General features: G+C 74.2%; 17 protein-coding genes. 8 read left to right on the forward strand and 9 right to left on the reverse strand.

What is annotated here, in order from left to right:
- Positions 1–179: 179 nt before the first annotated feature.
- Positions 180–2,360, forward strand: a complete 2,181-nt coding sequence (locus NHG27_RS08875; RefSeq protein WP_497016072.1) for a S9 family peptidase — start codon at positions 180–182, stop codon at positions 2,358–2,360.
- A 137-nt stretch (positions 2,361–2,497) separates the two neighbouring features.
- Here the strand turns inward: NHG27_RS08875 and NHG27_RS08880 are convergent, their stop codons facing one another.
- Both NHG27_RS08880 and NHG27_RS08885 read right to left on the reverse strand, forming a co-directional pair.
- Positions 2,498–2,686 carry a hypothetical protein gene (locus tag NHG27_RS08880; protein WP_193719050.1) on the reverse strand — a complete coding sequence of 63 codons (189 nt, stop codon included), beginning with the start codon at positions 2,684–2,686 and terminating at the stop codon, positions 2,498–2,500.
- A gap of 496 nt (positions 2,687–3,182) precedes the next feature.
- Positions 3,183–3,923, reverse strand: a complete 741-nt coding sequence (locus NHG27_RS08885; protein ID WP_497015953.1) for an alpha/beta fold hydrolase — start codon at positions 3,921–3,923, stop codon at positions 3,183–3,185.
- 83 nt (positions 3,924–4,006) lie between these two features.
- Here NHG27_RS08885 and NHG27_RS08890 point away from each other — a divergent pair, with 83 nt between their 5' ends.
- Both NHG27_RS08890 and NHG27_RS08895 read left to right on the forward strand, forming a co-directional pair.
- A complete protein-coding gene (locus NHG27_RS08890; protein ID WP_497015955.1) occupies positions 4,007–4,807 on the forward strand; it encodes a helix-turn-helix transcriptional regulator in 801 nt (266 codons plus the stop codon).
- A gap of 207 nt (positions 4,808–5,014) precedes the next feature.
- A complete protein-coding gene (locus NHG27_RS08895) occupies positions 5,015–5,473 on the forward strand; it encodes a YbaK/EbsC family protein (RefSeq protein WP_321575295.1) in 459 nt (152 codons plus the stop codon).
- Between the two features lie 52 nt (positions 5,474–5,525).
- Here the strand turns inward: NHG27_RS08895 and NHG27_RS08900 are convergent, their stop codons facing one another.
- Together NHG27_RS08900 and NHG27_RS08905 are read right to left on the reverse strand one after the other, a co-directional pair.
- Positions 5,526–5,900, reverse strand: a complete 375-nt coding sequence (locus NHG27_RS08900) for a PH domain-containing protein (protein WP_497015957.1) — start codon at positions 5,898–5,900, stop codon at positions 5,526–5,528.
- Between the two features lie 4 nt (positions 5,901–5,904).
- Positions 5,905–6,129 carry a hypothetical protein gene (locus tag NHG27_RS08905; protein ID WP_193719044.1) on the reverse strand — a complete coding sequence of 75 codons (225 nt, stop codon included), beginning with the start codon at positions 6,127–6,129 and terminating at the stop codon, positions 5,905–5,907.
- Positions 6,130–6,325: 196 nt separating this feature from the next.
- Between NHG27_RS08905 and NHG27_RS08910 the strand changes: the two genes are divergently transcribed.
- Both NHG27_RS08910 and NHG27_RS08915 read left to right on the forward strand, forming a co-directional pair.
- A complete protein-coding gene (locus tag NHG27_RS08910) occupies positions 6,326–7,357 on the forward strand; it encodes a chymotrypsin family serine protease (protein WP_497015959.1) in 1,032 nt (343 codons plus the stop codon).
- Between the two features lie 55 nt (positions 7,358–7,412).
- A complete protein-coding gene (locus tag NHG27_RS08915) occupies positions 7,413–7,676 on the forward strand; it encodes a hypothetical protein (protein WP_497015961.1) in 264 nt (87 codons plus the stop codon).
- 9 nt (positions 7,677–7,685) lie between these two features.
- Here the strand turns inward: NHG27_RS08915 and NHG27_RS08920 are convergent, their stop codons facing one another.
- Positions 7,686–8,177, reverse strand: coding sequence for a GNAT family N-acetyltransferase (locus NHG27_RS08920; protein ID WP_497015963.1), 492 nt, complete (start codon positions 8,175–8,177; stop codon positions 7,686–7,688).
- 92 nt (positions 8,178–8,269) lie between these two features.
- Between NHG27_RS08920 and NHG27_RS08925 the strand changes: the two genes are divergently transcribed.
- Positions 8,270–10,405: an NHL domain-containing thioredoxin family protein gene (locus tag NHG27_RS08925; protein WP_497015965.1), complete on the forward strand. Its 2,136-nt coding sequence runs from the start codon at positions 8,270–8,272 to the stop codon at positions 10,403–10,405.
- A 58-nt stretch (positions 10,406–10,463) separates the two neighbouring features.
- Here the strand turns inward: NHG27_RS08925 and NHG27_RS08930 are convergent, their stop codons facing one another.
- The 4 genes from NHG27_RS08930 to NHG27_RS08945 form a co-directional block, all read right to left on the reverse strand.
- Complete coding sequence (locus tag NHG27_RS08930; RefSeq protein WP_497015967.1) at positions 10,464–10,928, reverse strand: PTS sugar transporter subunit IIA; 465 nt, start codon at positions 10,926–10,928, stop codon at positions 10,464–10,466.
- Positions 10,925–11,155: a PTS sugar transporter subunit IIB gene (locus NHG27_RS08935; RefSeq protein WP_193719038.1), complete on the reverse strand. Its 231-nt coding sequence runs from the start codon at positions 11,153–11,155 to the stop codon at positions 10,925–10,927. Before NHG27_RS08935 ends, NHG27_RS08930 begins: the two co-directional genes overlap by 4 nt.
- Positions 11,156–11,219: 64 nt before the next feature.
- Complete coding sequence (locus tag NHG27_RS08940; RefSeq protein ID WP_056644676.1) at positions 11,220–11,465, reverse strand: PTS sugar transporter subunit IIB; 246 nt, start codon at positions 11,463–11,465, stop codon at positions 11,220–11,222.
- A gap of 52 nt (positions 11,466–11,517) precedes the next feature.
- A complete protein-coding gene (locus NHG27_RS08945; RefSeq protein ID WP_193720823.1) occupies positions 11,518–12,309 on the reverse strand; it encodes a GntR family transcriptional regulator in 792 nt (263 codons plus the stop codon).
- Between the two features lie 234 nt (positions 12,310–12,543).
- Between NHG27_RS08945 and NHG27_RS08950 the strand changes: the two genes are divergently transcribed.
- Positions 12,544–14,031 (forward strand): PTS transporter subunit EIIC, encoded by a 1,488-nt coding sequence (locus NHG27_RS08950; protein ID WP_193720822.1) that lies wholly within the window; start codon positions 12,544–12,546, stop codon positions 14,029–14,031.
- Positions 14,028–15,701: a phosphoenolpyruvate--protein phosphotransferase gene (gene ptsP / locus NHG27_RS08955; RefSeq protein WP_497015970.1), complete on the forward strand. Its 1,674-nt coding sequence runs from the start codon at positions 14,028–14,030 to the stop codon at positions 15,699–15,701. The genes NHG27_RS08950 and ptsP overlap by 4 nt, the downstream gene beginning before the upstream one ends.
- Positions 15,702–15,783: the final 82 nt, after the last annotated feature.

Here is a 15,783-nt window from a genome sequence, read left to right on the forward strand (position 1 = left end):
CGCACCGGCACCCGCACCGTGGGCAGCCCCCGTGATAGGACGGTGCAGTGACCACTGACACTCCTGGCTTCCCGCCCGAGCCCTCGGGGCCCGGCCTCACCGACCCCGAGCAGCGCCCCACCACCCCTTTCCACGACCTCGACCAGTACATCGCGATCCCTCGCACGGGCGGCCTCGTGATGTCCCCGGACGGGCGTCGGCTCGTGACGAGCGTGGCGACGCTCGACGCGAAGCGCACGGCGTACGTGTCGGCGCTGTGGGAGGTCGACCCGACCGGTCAGGCGCCTGCCCGTCGCCTGACGCGCAGCACCAAGGGGGAGTCGGGGGCGGCGTTCACGGCCGAGGGCGACCTGCTCTTCACGTCGGCGCGCCCCGACAGCGAGGCCTCGTCGTCGACCGAGGGCGAACCGACCTCGGCCCTGTGGCTCCTGCCGGCCGCGGGTGGTGAGGCGCGCATCGTCGCGTCGGCCCCGGCCGGGGTCTCGGCCCCGCTCGTCGCGCGCAGCGCGCCCGTCCTCTCGCTCGCGGCCGACGTCCTGCCCAGTGCACGCGACCTGGCGCACGACGCCGAGCTGCGCAAGGCTCGCAAGGACAAGAAGGTCGCCGCGATCCTCCACACGGGGTACCCGGTGCGGTACTGGGACCACGACCTGGGTCCGTCCGAGCCGCACCGGTTCGTCGCCGACCTCTCGCAGCTCACGGACGAGCCGGCGCGCCCGCTGCCGGCTGACCTCACGGCCGACCCCACGGCCGACATCGACCCCCTCACGGGGCACGCAGCGGGCACCGACCCCGACCTCCCCGCGGGGCGCGTCGAGCTGCGGGACGTGACGTCCGCCGTCGGGCCGGCGCTGCGCGAGCACTCGGCGGACCTGTCCGCGGACGGCACCACGCTCGTGACGACGTGGCAGGTGCCCGGGCCGGGGGCTTCCCAGCGCTCGGTCCTCGTCGCGATCGACACCGCGACCGGTGAGCGCCGCACGCTCGTCGACGAGCCCGGCGCGGACGCGGGCTCGCCCGTGATCTCTCCCGACGGTGCGTGGGTCGTGTTCGTGCGCGACACGCTCACGACGCCGCAGGACGCACCTGTGCAGAGCCTCGCGGTGGTCCCGCTGCGGGCGGGCGACGGGTCGGACGGCGACCCGGGGGACGGCGGGGCCAACCACGGTCTGCGCTCGCTGGCCGCGAGCTGGGACCGCTGGCCCTCGTCGGTGGCGTGGCTCCCCACGGGAGACGGCCTGCTCGTGACGGCCGACGACGACGGGCGCGGCCCGGTCTTCCACGTCGCGTTCACGCCCGACGGCTCCGGGGTCGACGGCACGGTGTCACGCCTGACCTCGGACGACGCGACGTTCACCGACGTCCGTGTCGCGCCCGACGCGTCGGCCGCGTACGCCCTGCGCACGAGCTACCTCGAACCGTCGCACCCCGTGCGGATCGAGCTGGCGGACTTCCTCGCGGCCCCTGCCGGCCACGGCACGCCCGTCGCAGCGGCCCCGCTGCGCGGCCCGGTCGCGAGCCCCGACCTGCCGGGGACGCTCACCGAGATCGAGACCGCTGCGTCGGACGACGTGCGGGTCCGTGGCTGGTTGGCGCTGCCGCACGGTGCGAGCGCCGAGAACCCTGCCCCGCTGCTGCTATGGATCCACGGCGGCCCGCTCGGTTCGTGGAACGCGTGGAGCTGGCGCTGGAACCCGTGGATCCTCGTGGCCCAGGGCTATGCGGTCCTCCTCCCGGACCCGGCGCTGTCCACGGGGTACGGCCAGGACTTCGTGCAGCGCGGCTGGGGCGCGTGGGGCGCGGCCCCGTACACCGACCTGCTCGCGATCACGGACGCCGCGGAGGCGCTGCCGGAGATCGACGAGACCCGCACGGCCGCGATGGGCGGCTCGTTCGGCGGGTACATGGCGAACTGGGTCGCGGGCCACACGGACCGGTTCAGGGCGATCGTGACGCACGCGAGCCTGTGGGCCCTGGACCAGTTCGGCCCGACGACCGACGCGTCGTACTACTGGCAGCGTGAGATGACGCCCGAGATGGCGGCCGAGCACTCCCCGCACCGCTACGTCGCGGACATCGTGACGCCCATGCTCGTGATCCACGGCGACAAGGACTACCGCGTCCCGATCGGCGAGGGGCTGCGGCTCTGGTACGAGCTGCTGTCGTCGTCGGGCCTGCCCGCGGCCGCGGACGGGAGCACCGACCACCGTTTCCTGTACTTCCCGGACGAGAACCACTGGGTGCTCCAGCCGCAGCACTCGATCGTCTGGTACCAGGTGGTGCAGGCGTTCCTCGCGGAGCGGGTGCTGGGCGTGGCGCCGGGCGAGGGCGCGGCGCAGCTCCCGACGACGCTGGGCTGACCCGCGGGGGCGGGGCGCGGCGCGTGCCGCGTCCCGCCCGCGCAGGGCGCGCGTCGGCCGGCGCAGGGGGCCCGACGGCGGAGCGCGGCACGCGCGCCGGGCGCATGTCGGGCCGGGCGCGGCCTGGTGGGGGTCGGTCAGTGCGACGCGCGCCGGTGCGGCGGCAGGCGCCGGTCGCGGGCGGCGCGGACCAGCTCGACGATCATGAACACGAGGATGAACGCCACGACCAGGATGCCGAAGAGCAGGAACCAGTTCGCGGGGCCGGACCCCGTGGGGACGTAGACCGCGGCGTCGACGCTCGCGGCCTGGACGACTCCGAGCATTGCCGTACCTCCCTGCCGGGGGGCTCCGGGGTGGAACCCCTTCCCTCCAGCATGCACCCGGACGGCGCGGTCGCACCCGGGGACGGTCGACCCGTCGGCCCGCGTCCGCCCACCGCCCTCGTCGACCACCGGCTACGCGTCCGGTGGTCCTCGCGGACGGCGGGTGGGACGACGAAGCCCGGGGCTGCCGAGCAGGGGTGCTCGGCGGCCCCGGGCAGGGGGACCGGTCTCAGTCGTCGAGCGAGGTCTCGCCGCGGGCGACGGACCCGAGCCAGCCGAGGCTCGGCTTGGGGGAGCGCTCGAACGTCTCCGGGTCCCAGGCGACGAGCCCGAAGGTCGGCGCGTCGTGTCCCCGGGTGGTCTGGGCGAGGCTGCGCTCGTCGAGGTCACGGTGACCGCCGGGTCCTAGCCGCGCGCAGGCGCGGCGAGGACGCGCCGAGGACGAGGTCGGGCCGCCGGACCGCGCAGCCCGACCTCGTCGTCCGTCCCGGTGGGACTATGCCCGCGCGGCCCGCACGATCTCCGTCGCGAGGTCGGCCGGCCGCGAGAACATGGGCCAGTGCCCGGTCGGCAGGTCGACGTACGTGACGTCGAGCTCACCGAGCTCGGTGTGCAGGGGCGGGCCGGGGTTCGCCATCTGCTCGACCATCTCGGAGGGCAGGCTCGTGCAGATCGCTGTCGCCGGGACGTCGAGCCGGGCGGGGTCGCTCACGCGCACCCGGCCCCCGGCCACGCCCGCGGGGTGGGGGACGGCCCGTGCGCGGAACCGTGCGAGCCCGGCCTCGTCGACCCCGTCGAGGCTCGACCCCTGGGCCGCGAGCTCGTCCCACGAGGGCAGGGGGAGCTCGACCGTCCCCGCCGGGAGGTCGGGGGCGAGCGAGGCCCCGTCGACCAACGGTCCCGAGTCGACGTAGACCGCTCGGCGGATGCGTGCGGGGTCCCTGTCGACGACCTCGTGGATCACGGGCCCGCCGCCGCTGTGGCCCACGAGCACGACGTCGCCCTCGAGCGGCGCGATCACGTCGCGCACGGCCTGGACGTGGTCCTCCCGGGTGAGGTCGCTGCGGTCGGTCCGGGCGTCGTCGAGCCCGGGGAGCGTGACGGCGTGCGGTGCGAGGCCTGCGGCCTCGAGGTGGGGGACGACGTCGTCCCACGCCCACGCCCCGAGCCAGAAGCCGGGGACGAGGACGACGTGGACCTGCTGGTCGGTGCTGCTGCGCTGCGTCGAGGTGGTCATGGGCCCAGCCTGCCGGGGTGTCGGTGACACCTGTCTGTCACCATTGTCCGAGGGGTTCCGACGATCTCGACTGGGGGCGGCACGTGAACAAGACCGAACGGCTCTACGCGATGGCGGAGGAGCTGCGTCGCGCCGGACGCACGGGGACCACCGGCGCCCGGCTGGCCCGGCTGCTCGAGGTCAGCGAGCGCACCGTCAAGCGCGACGTCTCGGCGCTCCAGCAGGCCGGGCTGCCGATCTGGGCGCAGGCCGGCCCGGGGGGCGGCTACGTGCTCGACCCGTCCGCGTCCCTGCCGCCCGTCAACTTCACGCCGCAGCAGGCGGTCGCGGTCGCGGTCGCGCTCGCCGCGCTGCCGCCCGGCAGCCCGTTCGCGGTCGACGCGACGGCGGCGCAGGGCAAGGTCTGGGACGCCCTCGGCCCGCAGGCCCGCGAGCGGGCGGCGGCGCTCGCGGGGAGGGTGTGGATCGACCGCGGCCCGGGTCCGCGGGAGCCCGCCGCGCCCGACGACGCCCCTCACCCGGGTGCCCCCGTCCCGCCCTCCGCCCACGGGTCGGCGGAGGGCGGGACGGGCGGCCCGGTGCCCCACGCCCGCGTGCACCTGCAGGTCCTGCGTGCGGTCGAGCAGTCGCTGGACAGGTCCCTCGTGCTCGCGATCAGGTACCGGGACGGGCGCGGGAACGAGTCGGTGCGTCGCGTCGAGCCCGTGATCCTGGCCCACACGGGCCGCGCCTGGTACGTGGTCGCGTGGTGCCGCTCGCGCGAGGCCATCCGGTGGTTCCGCCTCGACCGCACCGAGCGGGCCGACCTCACGGGCGAGCCCTACGTGCCCCGGCCGGTCGCGGAGGTGGGGACCCCGCCGTCGGGCGCCGTTCCCGTGGCCTGAGCGACGGGTGACTCGCGGGGTCGCGCCGAGGACGACCCTGCGCCTGGTCGAGAACGGGCTTGCGGTCGTCCAGGGGCTCGGAACGACCGCAAGCCCGTTCTCGGCACCCGACGGGCGCGGCCGGGGTGCTTCCGTCCGCGCGACCAGCGAGCGATGATGTCCCCGACCACCCAGAGCGGCACCGTCGCCGCAGACCCGAGGAGTCCCGTGAGCACCGACCGTACCCGTGCCTTCTTCGACGCCCAGGCGCCCGACCTCACGATCCTCGACACGGGTGAGGACACCGCGACGGTCCAGATGGCGGCCGCGACGCTCGGGGTCGAGCCGGGGCAGATCGCCAAGACGCTGGCCCTGCGTGACGGCGAGCGCAGCTTCCTGCTCGTGACGCGTGGCGACGCGCGGGTCGACAACACGAAGTTCAAGGCGACGTTCGGGGCCAAGCCGCGCATGCTCGACGCCGAGGCCGCGACGGAGCTGACGGGGCAGCCGATCGGCGGTGTCGGTCCGTTCGGGCACAGCGGACCCGTGACCGTGTACTGCGACGTGTCGCTGCAGGGCTTCGAGACGGTGTACCCGGCGGCGGGCAGCCCGACGAGCGCGTTCGCGATCACGCCCGACCGGCTCGCGGAGCTGGCGGGGGCCCGGTGGGTCGACGTCAGCCGGTAGCCGGGCGCGCCCGGCGCGACGAGGGCCGGTGCGGGCGGGGTGCGACGAGAGGTCAGAGGACCTTGTCGCCGAGCAGCCGGTTCACGGTGTAGATGTCGACGCCGCGCCCGAACTCGAGCTTGACCCTGCCCAGGCCCGAGAACCACAGGACGAGCTCCGAGTCGAGGTCGATCGTGCCGGCGGTCTCGACCGAGTAGGCCTGGATCCTGCTGTACGGGAGGGTCGTGAAGTCCTTCTTCTTGCCCGTCATGCCCTGCACGTTGAGCGCGATGATCCGCTTGCTCGTGAACGTGACCGAGTCACGGATGCCCTTGAATGCGAGGTAGACCTGCTCGTCGGCGTGGAGGACCTGCTGCAGGTCCTTCTGCGCGCCGGCCAGGTCCCACGGGTTGAGCTTGACGTAGGTCGCGTTGTCGAAGTCGATCACGCGGTCATGCTGCCATGGCCAGCGACTGGGTCATGACCGACGACACCGCGGAGGCCTCGAGCCAGCGCCGGACGAGACGGGCGTCCGCGGCACGGCGCAGAGGGCTGAGCAGGTTGAGGTGGGCGTAGGTGCGGTGCTCGACGAGGGCGGCACGGTCGTGGTCGAGGGCCCAGAGGATGGCGCAACGGATCTCGTCGGTCGAGGGCCGGAACGCGTGGTCGATGTGCATGATCACTCTCAAGGTGAGGGCCGCGGGTCTCGCGGCGGAGAAACTGTGTACACCTCTCAAGAGGGGCGAACCAGTACTTCATGACGCGACTTCGAGGAAGAAGTTTTCCTGGGATCGGCGTGTCGTGAAGCGAACAGCCCGACGACACGGTGACGTGCGTCACGTCCGTGTCGGTGGGCTGTGCCAACCTCGTCGCATGGACAGGGACGAAGCACGGGAGATCAAGGCGCAGCTCGCAGACTTCGCACGCGACCTCGTGGAGCACGCGGGCCCGGACGCGACCGCGAGCGGGCTCCCCGCGCCCGGCACGGCAGGGAACGGCCGACCCGTCCCCGCGCTCGCGCTCGGCCTCGCCCCGCGCGACGGCGGCGGGTACGGCATCGCGGTCCGCTACCGCCTGGGGGTCCCGCAGGTCCGGAGCATCGCTCGACGCGTCGCCTCGGAGGCGGGGCCGGTCGTGGACGTGCGCCGGACGGGGCGGATCCGCGCGCTCGGCGGGTCTGGCACCGGCGGCGGCCCGCGACCGCCGGTCGCGACCGCCCGGGCCGCGGGCGAGACGGGTCGGGTGCGGCCGCTGCGCCCCGGCGTCTCGATCGCGCACGTCGACGTCACGGCGGGCACGCTCGGTGCGTTCGTCCTGGTCGGGGACGCCCTCCACGCCCTGTCCAACTACCACGTGCTCGCCGGGTCGCCGCGAGCCCGGGTGGGCGACGCCGTCGTGCAGCCGGGGCCCGCCGACGGCGGACGCGCCCCCGCCGACCAGGTGGGGACCCTCGCTGCGACCGTGCCCCTCGTGCCCGGCCGGACCGCGACGGTCGACGCCGCGATCGCGCTGCTCGACGACGAGCACGTCGACCTGGACCATCCCGTGGGCCGCATCACGACCACGGCCGTCGCGCTCGGCGGCGAGACGGTCGGGAAGGTCGGCCGCACCACGGCCGTCACGGCCGGCCGCGTCACGGCGATCGAGCTCGACGACGTCCTGGTCGGGTACGGCGAGGAGCTCGGGGTGCTGCGCTTCGACGACCAGATCGAGGTCGAGGCCACGGGAACCGGGCCGTTCTCGCGCGGCGGCGACTCGGGGTCGCTCGTGTACCGCGAGGACGGCGTCGCGCTCGGGCTGCTCTTTGCCGGGTCGGAGACCGGGGGAGAGAATGGGAGCGGGCTGACGTACGTCAACCCGATCGACACCGTCCTCGCCGCGCTCGATGCCCGGCTCGCCCGCTGAGCCCTGGCCGCGGCTCGCCGTGGACGGTCGGCCGGACGGTCGGAGGGTGGCACCAGTGGCGAGCATCGACCAGGCCCGGGACGCGAAGGCCGTGCTCAAGCAGGCCCTCGCGGGCCACGACGGCGTGACGGGGATCGGGCTGGCGCGCGCGCCGGTGGAGGCTGCGGGGGGTGCCGCCGACGCGCAGACCGGGCCCCCCGACGACACCTGGTGCCTCCAGGTCAACGTCGTCGACGCCGACGCCCAGCGCGACCTGCCGCAGGAGATCGAGGGCGTCGCGGTCGTCGTGCGCGTCACGGGGCACGTCGGCGCGGGCTGAGCGCGGACCTCAGCCGGGCAGCTCGAGGATCAGCTCCGTGACGGTCGCGTCGCGTGCCGTCGCGAACGACTCCTCGCTGCCGATCCGCACGAACCCGTTGCGCTCCAGGACCCTGCGCGAACCGTGGTTGTCCTCGGCCACCCGTGCCTGGAGCGGCCGCGTGCGCACCTCCTGGAGCAGGGCTGCCAGCGCCGCGGTCGCCACTCCTCGGCCCCACCAGTCCCTCCGGATCCAGTAGGTGACCTCGGTGTCGCCCTCGATCGGGAAGACGGCCACGCTGCCGACGACCTCGCCGTCGACCTCCACGACCCGGCTCACGATCGCGTCGTCGGCCAGGATCCGCCGGAACTTCCTCAGGTAGGCGTCCCGGTCCCGGGCGGTCGCGTCGGTGAAGGCGGCCTGGTGCTGGGCCGTGTCGTCGAGCTGGATCTCGAACAGCGTCGGGAGGTCGTCCTCCCGCGCAGCCCGGAGCGAGACCCTGCGTGCCACGTCGTCGGTCATCCCGCCTCCACCCCGAGGAACAGTCGCGCGTCGAGACCGCGAGGCTAGCAGCGGGTGGCGGGCGGACGCCCGGCCTGGGGCAGAATTCTCGGGTGAGCTCCACGACCCCCCACGCCCGCCTGCCCCGCGTCCGCGCCTCCGAGCTCGTCGGGCGCGGCTGGCTCAACACCGGCGGCCGCGACGTGTCGCTCGCCGACCTGCGCGGGCGGGTCGTCGTCCTCGACTTCTGGACGTTCTGCTGCGTCAACTGCCTGCACGTCCTGGACGAGCTGCGCGAGCTCGAGGAGGCCCGTCGCGACGACCTCGTCATCATCGGCGTCCACTCCCCGAAGTTCGAGCACGAGGCCGACCCGGTCGCGCTCGCCGCCGCTGTCGAGCGCTACGAGGTGCGGCACCCGGTCCTCGACGACCCGGAGCTCGTCACCTGGTCCGCGTACACGGCACGGGCCTGGCCGACGCTCGTCGTGATCGACCCCGAGGGCTACGTCGTCGCGCAGATGGCCGGCGAGGGGCACGCGTCCGCGCTCGCCGCGCTCGTCGACGAGCTCGTGGCCGAGCACCGCGCCAAGGGCACGTTGCGGTCCCTCACCGCGGGGAGCGACGACGTCTACGTGCCCCCCGCCCCGACGTCGGGCACGCTGCGCTTCCCCGCCAAGGCGATCGCGCTCCCGGGAGGCAACCTCCTGGTCGCGGACGCGGGCCACCACTCGCTCGCCGAGGTCCTGCCCGACGGCGAGACGCTCGTCCGGCGCATCGGCTCGGGCGAGCGCGGGCTCGTCGACGGCGGGCCGGACGACGCCCGGTTCAGCGAGCCCAACGGACTGTGCCTGGTCCCGACCGAGCTCCGCGCCCACCTCGGCTACGACGTCCTGGTCGCGGACACGGTCAACCACGCGCTGCGCGGGGTGCGCCTCGCGGACGGTCGCGTGACGACGGTCGCGGGGAACGGCCAGCAGTACATGGTGGGCGCGGTCGACAACGTGCTGCCTGCCCCGGACGGTGGTGCCCCCGTCGGCGGGGAGCTCGCCGAGGTCGACGGACCGTTCGGGTCACGCCTCACGGTCCTCGTGGGCGCGGGTATGCCGGAGCAGCCCAGGCCCGCGGGCCTGCCCGCGTCGATCGAGAGCACGGGCGGGGCGGTGCTGCAGAAGCTCTCGTCGCCCTGGGACGTGGCCTGGGTCGAGCAGGCGGGCGCGTTCCTCGTCGCGATGGCCGGGAACCACTCGCTGTGGGCCTTCGACGGCGAGCAGGGGTCGATCGACCTGGTCGGCGGCACCATGAACGAGGGCCTGCTCGACGGGCCGCTCGTCGACGCGTGGTTCGCGCAGCCGTCCGGGCTGGCCGTCGGGCCCGACCGTCGGGTGTGGGTCGCGGACTCCGAGACGTCGGCGCTGCGCGTGGTGACCCCGGTCCCCGGGACGACGCAGGGCGAGGTGAGCACCGCCGTCGGGCAAGGGCTGTTCGACTTCGGCCACCGCGACGGCGCGGCCGACCGGGCCCTGCTCCAGCACCCGCTCGGCGTCGCGGCGCTGCCCGACGGGAGCGTCGCCGTCGCCGACACGTACAACGGCGCGATCCGCCGCTACGTCCCGCCCGCCGGGGACGACGTGGAGCCCGGCCGGGTGACGACCCTGGCGACGGGCCTCGCGGAGCCGAGCGACGTCGTCGTGCTCGTCGACGGCGAACCCTGGGCTCCCGGCAGCACCACCGAGCCCGGGGCGCGCATCGACCTGCTCGTCGTGGAGTCGGCCGCGCACCGCGTCACGCGCGTCGCGCTCCCGGCGGACCTCGCGGGCGACCTGCTCGACGGCGGGGCGCACCGCACGCAGCGACCCGTGACCGAGGTCGTGGCCGGGGAGCTGCGCCTCGACGTGCCGTTCTCGCCCGCCCCCGGGCAGAAGCTCGACGACCGGTTCGGGCCGTCGACCCGGCTGACCGTGAGCGCGACACCGCCCGAGCTGCTGCTCGACGGGGCCGGGACGGGCACCGACCTGTCGCGGGGGCTCGTCGTGAACCCCGAGGTGGGCGAAGGCGTGCTGCACGTGACCGCGCAGGCCGCGTCGTGCGACGTCGTGCCCCTGCTCGACGACGGCACTCCCGACCCCGACGTGTTCCCCGCGTGCCACCTGGCGCAGCAGGACTGGGGTGTGCCCGTGCGGGTGGTCGTCGACGCGTCGGGGACCGGGGACGACCTGTCCCGGGTGCTGAGCCTGCCCCTGCGGGGATGACCCCGGACAGGTCAGGACGAGCGTGACCGCGAGGTCGCGCTCGTCCTGACTCCGCGGGTCACTCCCAGACCAGCAGGTCCTCGCCGCGCGCGACCCACGTCCCGACCGGCGCGAGCGGCGTCACCGCGTCGGCCGAGCCCTCGAGCGCCACCACCGGGCAGACGGCCGACCGGCCGCCCTCCTCGATCGCGGCCGGGTCCCACGTGACCAGGGTCGTGCCCTGGTGGACCACGTCGCCCTGCGCGACGTGCAGCGTGAAGCCCTCGCCGCCGAGCTGGACCGTGTTGATCCCCAGGTGCACGAGCACGGCCCGGCCGCTCTCGTGCGTGATGACGAACGCGTGCGGGTGCAGCTTCGCGACGGTCCCGCTGATCGGCGCCGACACGAGGCCCCCCTCGGCGGCGTCGGGTGCGATCGCGATGCCCGGACCGACGAGCCCCGCCGAGAACACCGGGTCGTCGACCTCGGCGAGCTCGACGACCGTCCCCGTGACCGGCGCGAGGACAGTCAGGGGAGCGGTCAACGGAGGTCCTCGATGTCCGACGCGATGTTGTCCGCGTCGGGTCCGACGATCACCTGGATCGCGTTGCCCGTCCGGACGACCGCGATGGCGCCCGCAGCGGTGAGGACCTTGTCGTCGACCAGCGTGGGGTCCTCGACCTCGACGCGCAGGCGCGTGATGCAGGGTTCGAGGTCGAGGACGTTGGCATCCCCGCCGAGCCCCTGGAGGATCTGCTCTGCCTTGCTCATGTCGTGCTCCTTCGTGTGCTGGTGCGGACGTACGTCGAGGCGCCCGCCGGGGGCGGGCGCGGGGTCACATCAGGTCGGCGAGGTCCGAGGCGATCGTGTCGACCTGGGGGCCGACGACGACCTGGACCACCCGTCCCGTCGTCATGACCCCGAAGGCTCCCGCGGCGCGCAGCGCCGCCACGTCGACGAGGCTGGGGTCCTTGACGAGCGACCGCAGTCGGGTGGTGCAGGGGTCGATCTCCTCGATGTTGCTCACCCCGCCGAGGCCGGCGAGTATCGCGGCGGCCCGTGCTGCATCGGCTGCAGTCATCGTTGCATCCTCTCTGGTGCGTGGGTCGTGGACGTGTCGCCGGCCTGGCCGGTCACGTGGTCTCTGGGTCGTGGGGAGCGGGGTCGGCCGGGGCCGGGCGGGGCACGATCGTGGGCCGGGCCTCGCGGAGCGGGACGACGACGGAGTACCGGTCGCCCCGGTAGCACATCTGGGAGTACATGCAGGCACCGTCCTCGGAGTAGGTCTTGCGGTGCGCGCGCAGCACGGCCCGGACGTTCGTCATGGCCAGGACGTCCTGCTCCGCGGCGCTCGCCTCGGCCGCCATGATCGTGTCCTCGCCCCAGGTCGGGGAGTGCCCGCGCTCGCGCAGCGCGCCGTACAGGCTGTCGGGGACGCCGTCGTCGAGCAGGTCGGGCGCGAGGGACGCGGGGACCCACGCACGCTCGACGGCCATGGGCGTGCCGTCCGCGAAGCGCAGGCGCTCGACGTAGTGGACCCGGTCCTCGGGCGCGATGCCCAGGGCCTCGGCGACGACCCGGCCGGCCGCGAGGGTGTCGCTGTCGAGGACCTGGGTGCTCGGCGCCATGCCGAGCCGACGGGCTTCCTCGCCGAACGTCGTCAGACGCATCTCGAAGTCGGTGTGGCGCGGCGCGACGAACGTCCCGCGGCCCTGCTCGCGCTGGAGGACGCCGTCGGCCACGAGGGCGTCGAGGGCCTGGCGGACCGTCATCCGGGAGACCCCGAACTTCTCGGTGAGGACGCGCTCGGACGGGACGGCGTCGCCGATGGTGAGCTCGTTCGCGATCAGGTCGCTCAGGTAGGCACGCACGATCTGGTGCTTGTGCCCGCCCTTGGGTGCTCTGGCCTGCGTCGTCGCTGCCACGTGTTCCTCGCTTCCGGTGGCCCCGGGGTGGCCAGGGCTTGACACATCATGATGTCTAGACCACTCTGTCCGCAAGTGGTCCAGACAACTATCCCACCACAGTCGGAGGGATGGTCGGGTATCAGCAACGACGCGCTCCACGTCCGGGCCGGCGTCGTGATCAAAGCCAGCAGTCCCCAGTTCCAGCGGTGCGATCCGACGGCCTCGGTGGCACCCGAACAACGAGGAGTGAACATGACGTCCGTGGCCGAAACACCCAAGGTGAAGAAGGGGATCCCCGGCTTCGCCCAGCTGCAGAGGGTCGGTCGATCCCTCATGCTGCCCATCGCCTCCCTGCCCGCCGCAGCACTGCTGCTGCGGCTCGGGCAGGCGGACATGCTCGGCGCGGACGGGGTCGCGGGCACCTTCGCCTGGATGCAGCCCGTCGCCGACGTGTTCGCCGCTGCGGGCGACGCGCTCTTCGCCAACCTCGCGCTGCTCTTCGCCGTCGGCGTCGCGGTCGGGTACGCCCGGAAGGCCGACGGCTCCACGGGCCTCGCCGCCGTCATCGGCTACCTGGTCTTCAGCGGTGTGAGCAAGGCGCTCTCGCCCTATGTGCTCGGCGAGCCGGCCTCGCCGGCGCAGTGGCTCGAGGGCGCGGACCCCGACGCCCTCGCCGCAGCGGGCGACGGGAACTTCCTCGACCTCGTCACGCTCGCCATCACGGGCCCGCCCGAGCAGAAGCTCATCAACTACGGCGTCCTCGGCGGCATCGTGATCGGTCTGACCGCCGCGATCATGTTCCAGAAGTACAGCCGCATCAAGCTGCCGCCCTACCTCGCGTTCTTCGGCGGGCGTCGCTTCGTCCCGATCGTCACCGCGGGGGCCGCAGTCGTCATCGCCGTGATCGGCGCGCTCATCTACCCCTGGTTCGACGCGGGCTTCACTGCCGTCGGCGACTGGGTCACGGGCTCCACGGTCCTCGGTGCGTTCGTCTACGGCACGGCCAACCGCCTGCTCGTCCCGATCGGGCTGCACCACCTGCTGAACTCGCTGCCCTGGTTCCAGTTCGGCAGCTACACCGACGCGAGCGGCGCGATCTGGCACGGCGACATCGCGCGCTTCCTGCACGGCGACCCCACGGCCGGCACCTTCATGACGGGCTTCTTCCCGATCTTCATGTTCGCCCTGCCGGCGGCCGCGCTCGCGATCATCCACACCGCGAAGCCCAAGAACCGCAAGCTCATCGGCGGCATCATGGGCTCGGCCGCGCTCGTCGCGTTCGTCACCGGTGTGACCGAGCCCCTCGAGTTCGCGTTCGTGTACGTCGCATACCCGCTGTACGCGATCCACGCGGTCCTCACGGGCACGTCGCTCGCCCTCGTCAACGCCCTGGGGATCAAGTCCGGGTTCGGGTTCTCGGCCGGAGCGATCGACTACGTCCTGAACTTCAGGATCGCGACGATGCCGCTGTGGATCATCGTGATCGGGCTCGGGTACGCCGCGATCTACTACTTCCTGTTCCGCTGGGTCATCACCAAGTGGAACCTGCGCACGCCGGGCCGCGAGGACGACGACTCCGCGGTCGGCGCCGACCCGACGGCGGACCCGGTCCTGGTCGCCGAGGAGAAGAAGGCGGCCGAGGCCGACCTGTCTCCCGCGGAGCTCGACGCCCAAGGGTCCGGGGCCAGGGGGTCGGACGCCCGCGGCTCCGGGACGGCCGGCGGCGGAGGCGGCCGGTGACCTCCGTCATCGACGGTGCGGGCGTCAGCCCGGGACGGGGGGCCGGCGTCGTCGTGACGATGCCGGCCCCCGTGCCCGAGCCCGCCCCGGCGACGCTCGCGCCCGACGCCGACGCCGAGGCGGCCGTCGCCGCGATCGACGAGGCGGTCCGCAGCGTCCAGGCGGACCTCGCGGCGCGCGCCGTGAGGGCGACCGGCACGGCCGTCGAGGTCCTCACGGTCACGGCCGCGATGGCTGCCGACACGACGCTGTCGAAGGAGTCTGCCCGCAAGGTCCGCGACGAGCGGACCGTCCCCGAGCGAGCAGTGTGGGAGGCCGCAGGGGACCTCGCGGCCCGCCTCGAGTCCCTCGGCGGCATGATGGCCGAGCGGGCGCGCGACGTGCGCGACGTGCGCGAGCGCATCGTCGCGGCCCTCACGGGACGTCGCGCCCCGGGCGTCCCGGACGTCGACCACCCGTTCGTGCTCGTCGCGACCGACCTCGCACCCGCCGACACCGCGACGCTCGACCCCGAGCGGGTCCTCGCGATCGTCACCAGCGGAGGGGGCCCGACGTCGCACACCGCGATCCTGGCCCGGTCCCTCGGCATCCCGGCGGTCGTCGCGGCCCCCGGGGCGACCGAGCTCGTCGACGGCGAGACCGTGCTGGTCGACGGCTCGCAGGGCACGGTCGAGCGCGAACCGTCGGCCCAGGACGTCGCGCGGGTGCAGGACCGCCCGCGCGGCCCGCGCGCGTTCGACGGCCAGGGCAGGACGGCCGACGGCGTGCGGGTCCAGCTCCTCGCCAACGTCGCGGACCCGGCCGGGGCCGCGGCCGCGGTCGAGGCGGGGGCCGAGGGCGTCGGCCTGTTCCGCACCGAGTTCTGCTTCCTCGGGCGCACCGAGGAGCCGGACGTCGACGAGCAGGTCGCGGCCTACCGGGCCGTGCTGGCGGCGTTCGCCGGTCGCAAGGTCGTGATCCGCACGCTCGACGCGGGAGCCGACAAGCCTCTGCCGTTCGTCACGGCCGACGACGAGCCCAACCCGGCGCTCGGTGTCCGGGGGCTGCGCACCGCCGTCCGGCACCCCGAGGTCCTGGGGCGTCAGCTCGACGCGATCGCCCGGGCCGCCGCTGCCGAGGGTGCGGACGTGTGGGTCATGGCCCCCATGGTCGCCACGCCCGACGAGGCGCAGGAGTTCGCGGCAGCCTGCCGCGAGCGCGGCCTGGTGACCGCCGGCGTCATGATCGAGGTCCCGGCCGCCGCCCTCCAGGCGCGGTGGGTCCTCGAGCAGGTGGACTTCGGGAGCATCGGCACCAACGACCTGACGCAGTACACCATGGCTGCCGACCGGGAGGCGGCGGACCTCGCCGCGCTCTCCACCCCGTGGCAGCCTGCGGTCCTGTCCCTCGTGGGGGCGGCGTGCGCGGGTGGTGCCGAGCACGGTCGACCGGTCGGGGTCTGCGGCGAGGCCGCGGCCGACCCTGCCCTCGCCCCGGTGCTCGTGGGGCTCGGCGTCGCGTCGTTGTCGATGACGCCGCGCGCCCTGGGCGACGTCGCGGCGGTGCTCGCGGCCACGACCTCGGAGCAGTGCGCCGAGCTGGCGAGGATCGCGGTCGCCGCACCGACCGCGGCGGCTGCCCGGGACGCGGTCCGTGCCCGGTTGCCCGTGCTGGAGGAGCTGGGGCTGTAGTCCGTGGGCGGCGCTACCTCGCCGCCGATCCTGACCGCTCGGCCCGTGGCCCCTCGTCCGAGGGGCTGCGGGCCGAGCGCCG

Source organism: Oerskovia sp. 140933 (assembly GCF_059651515.1).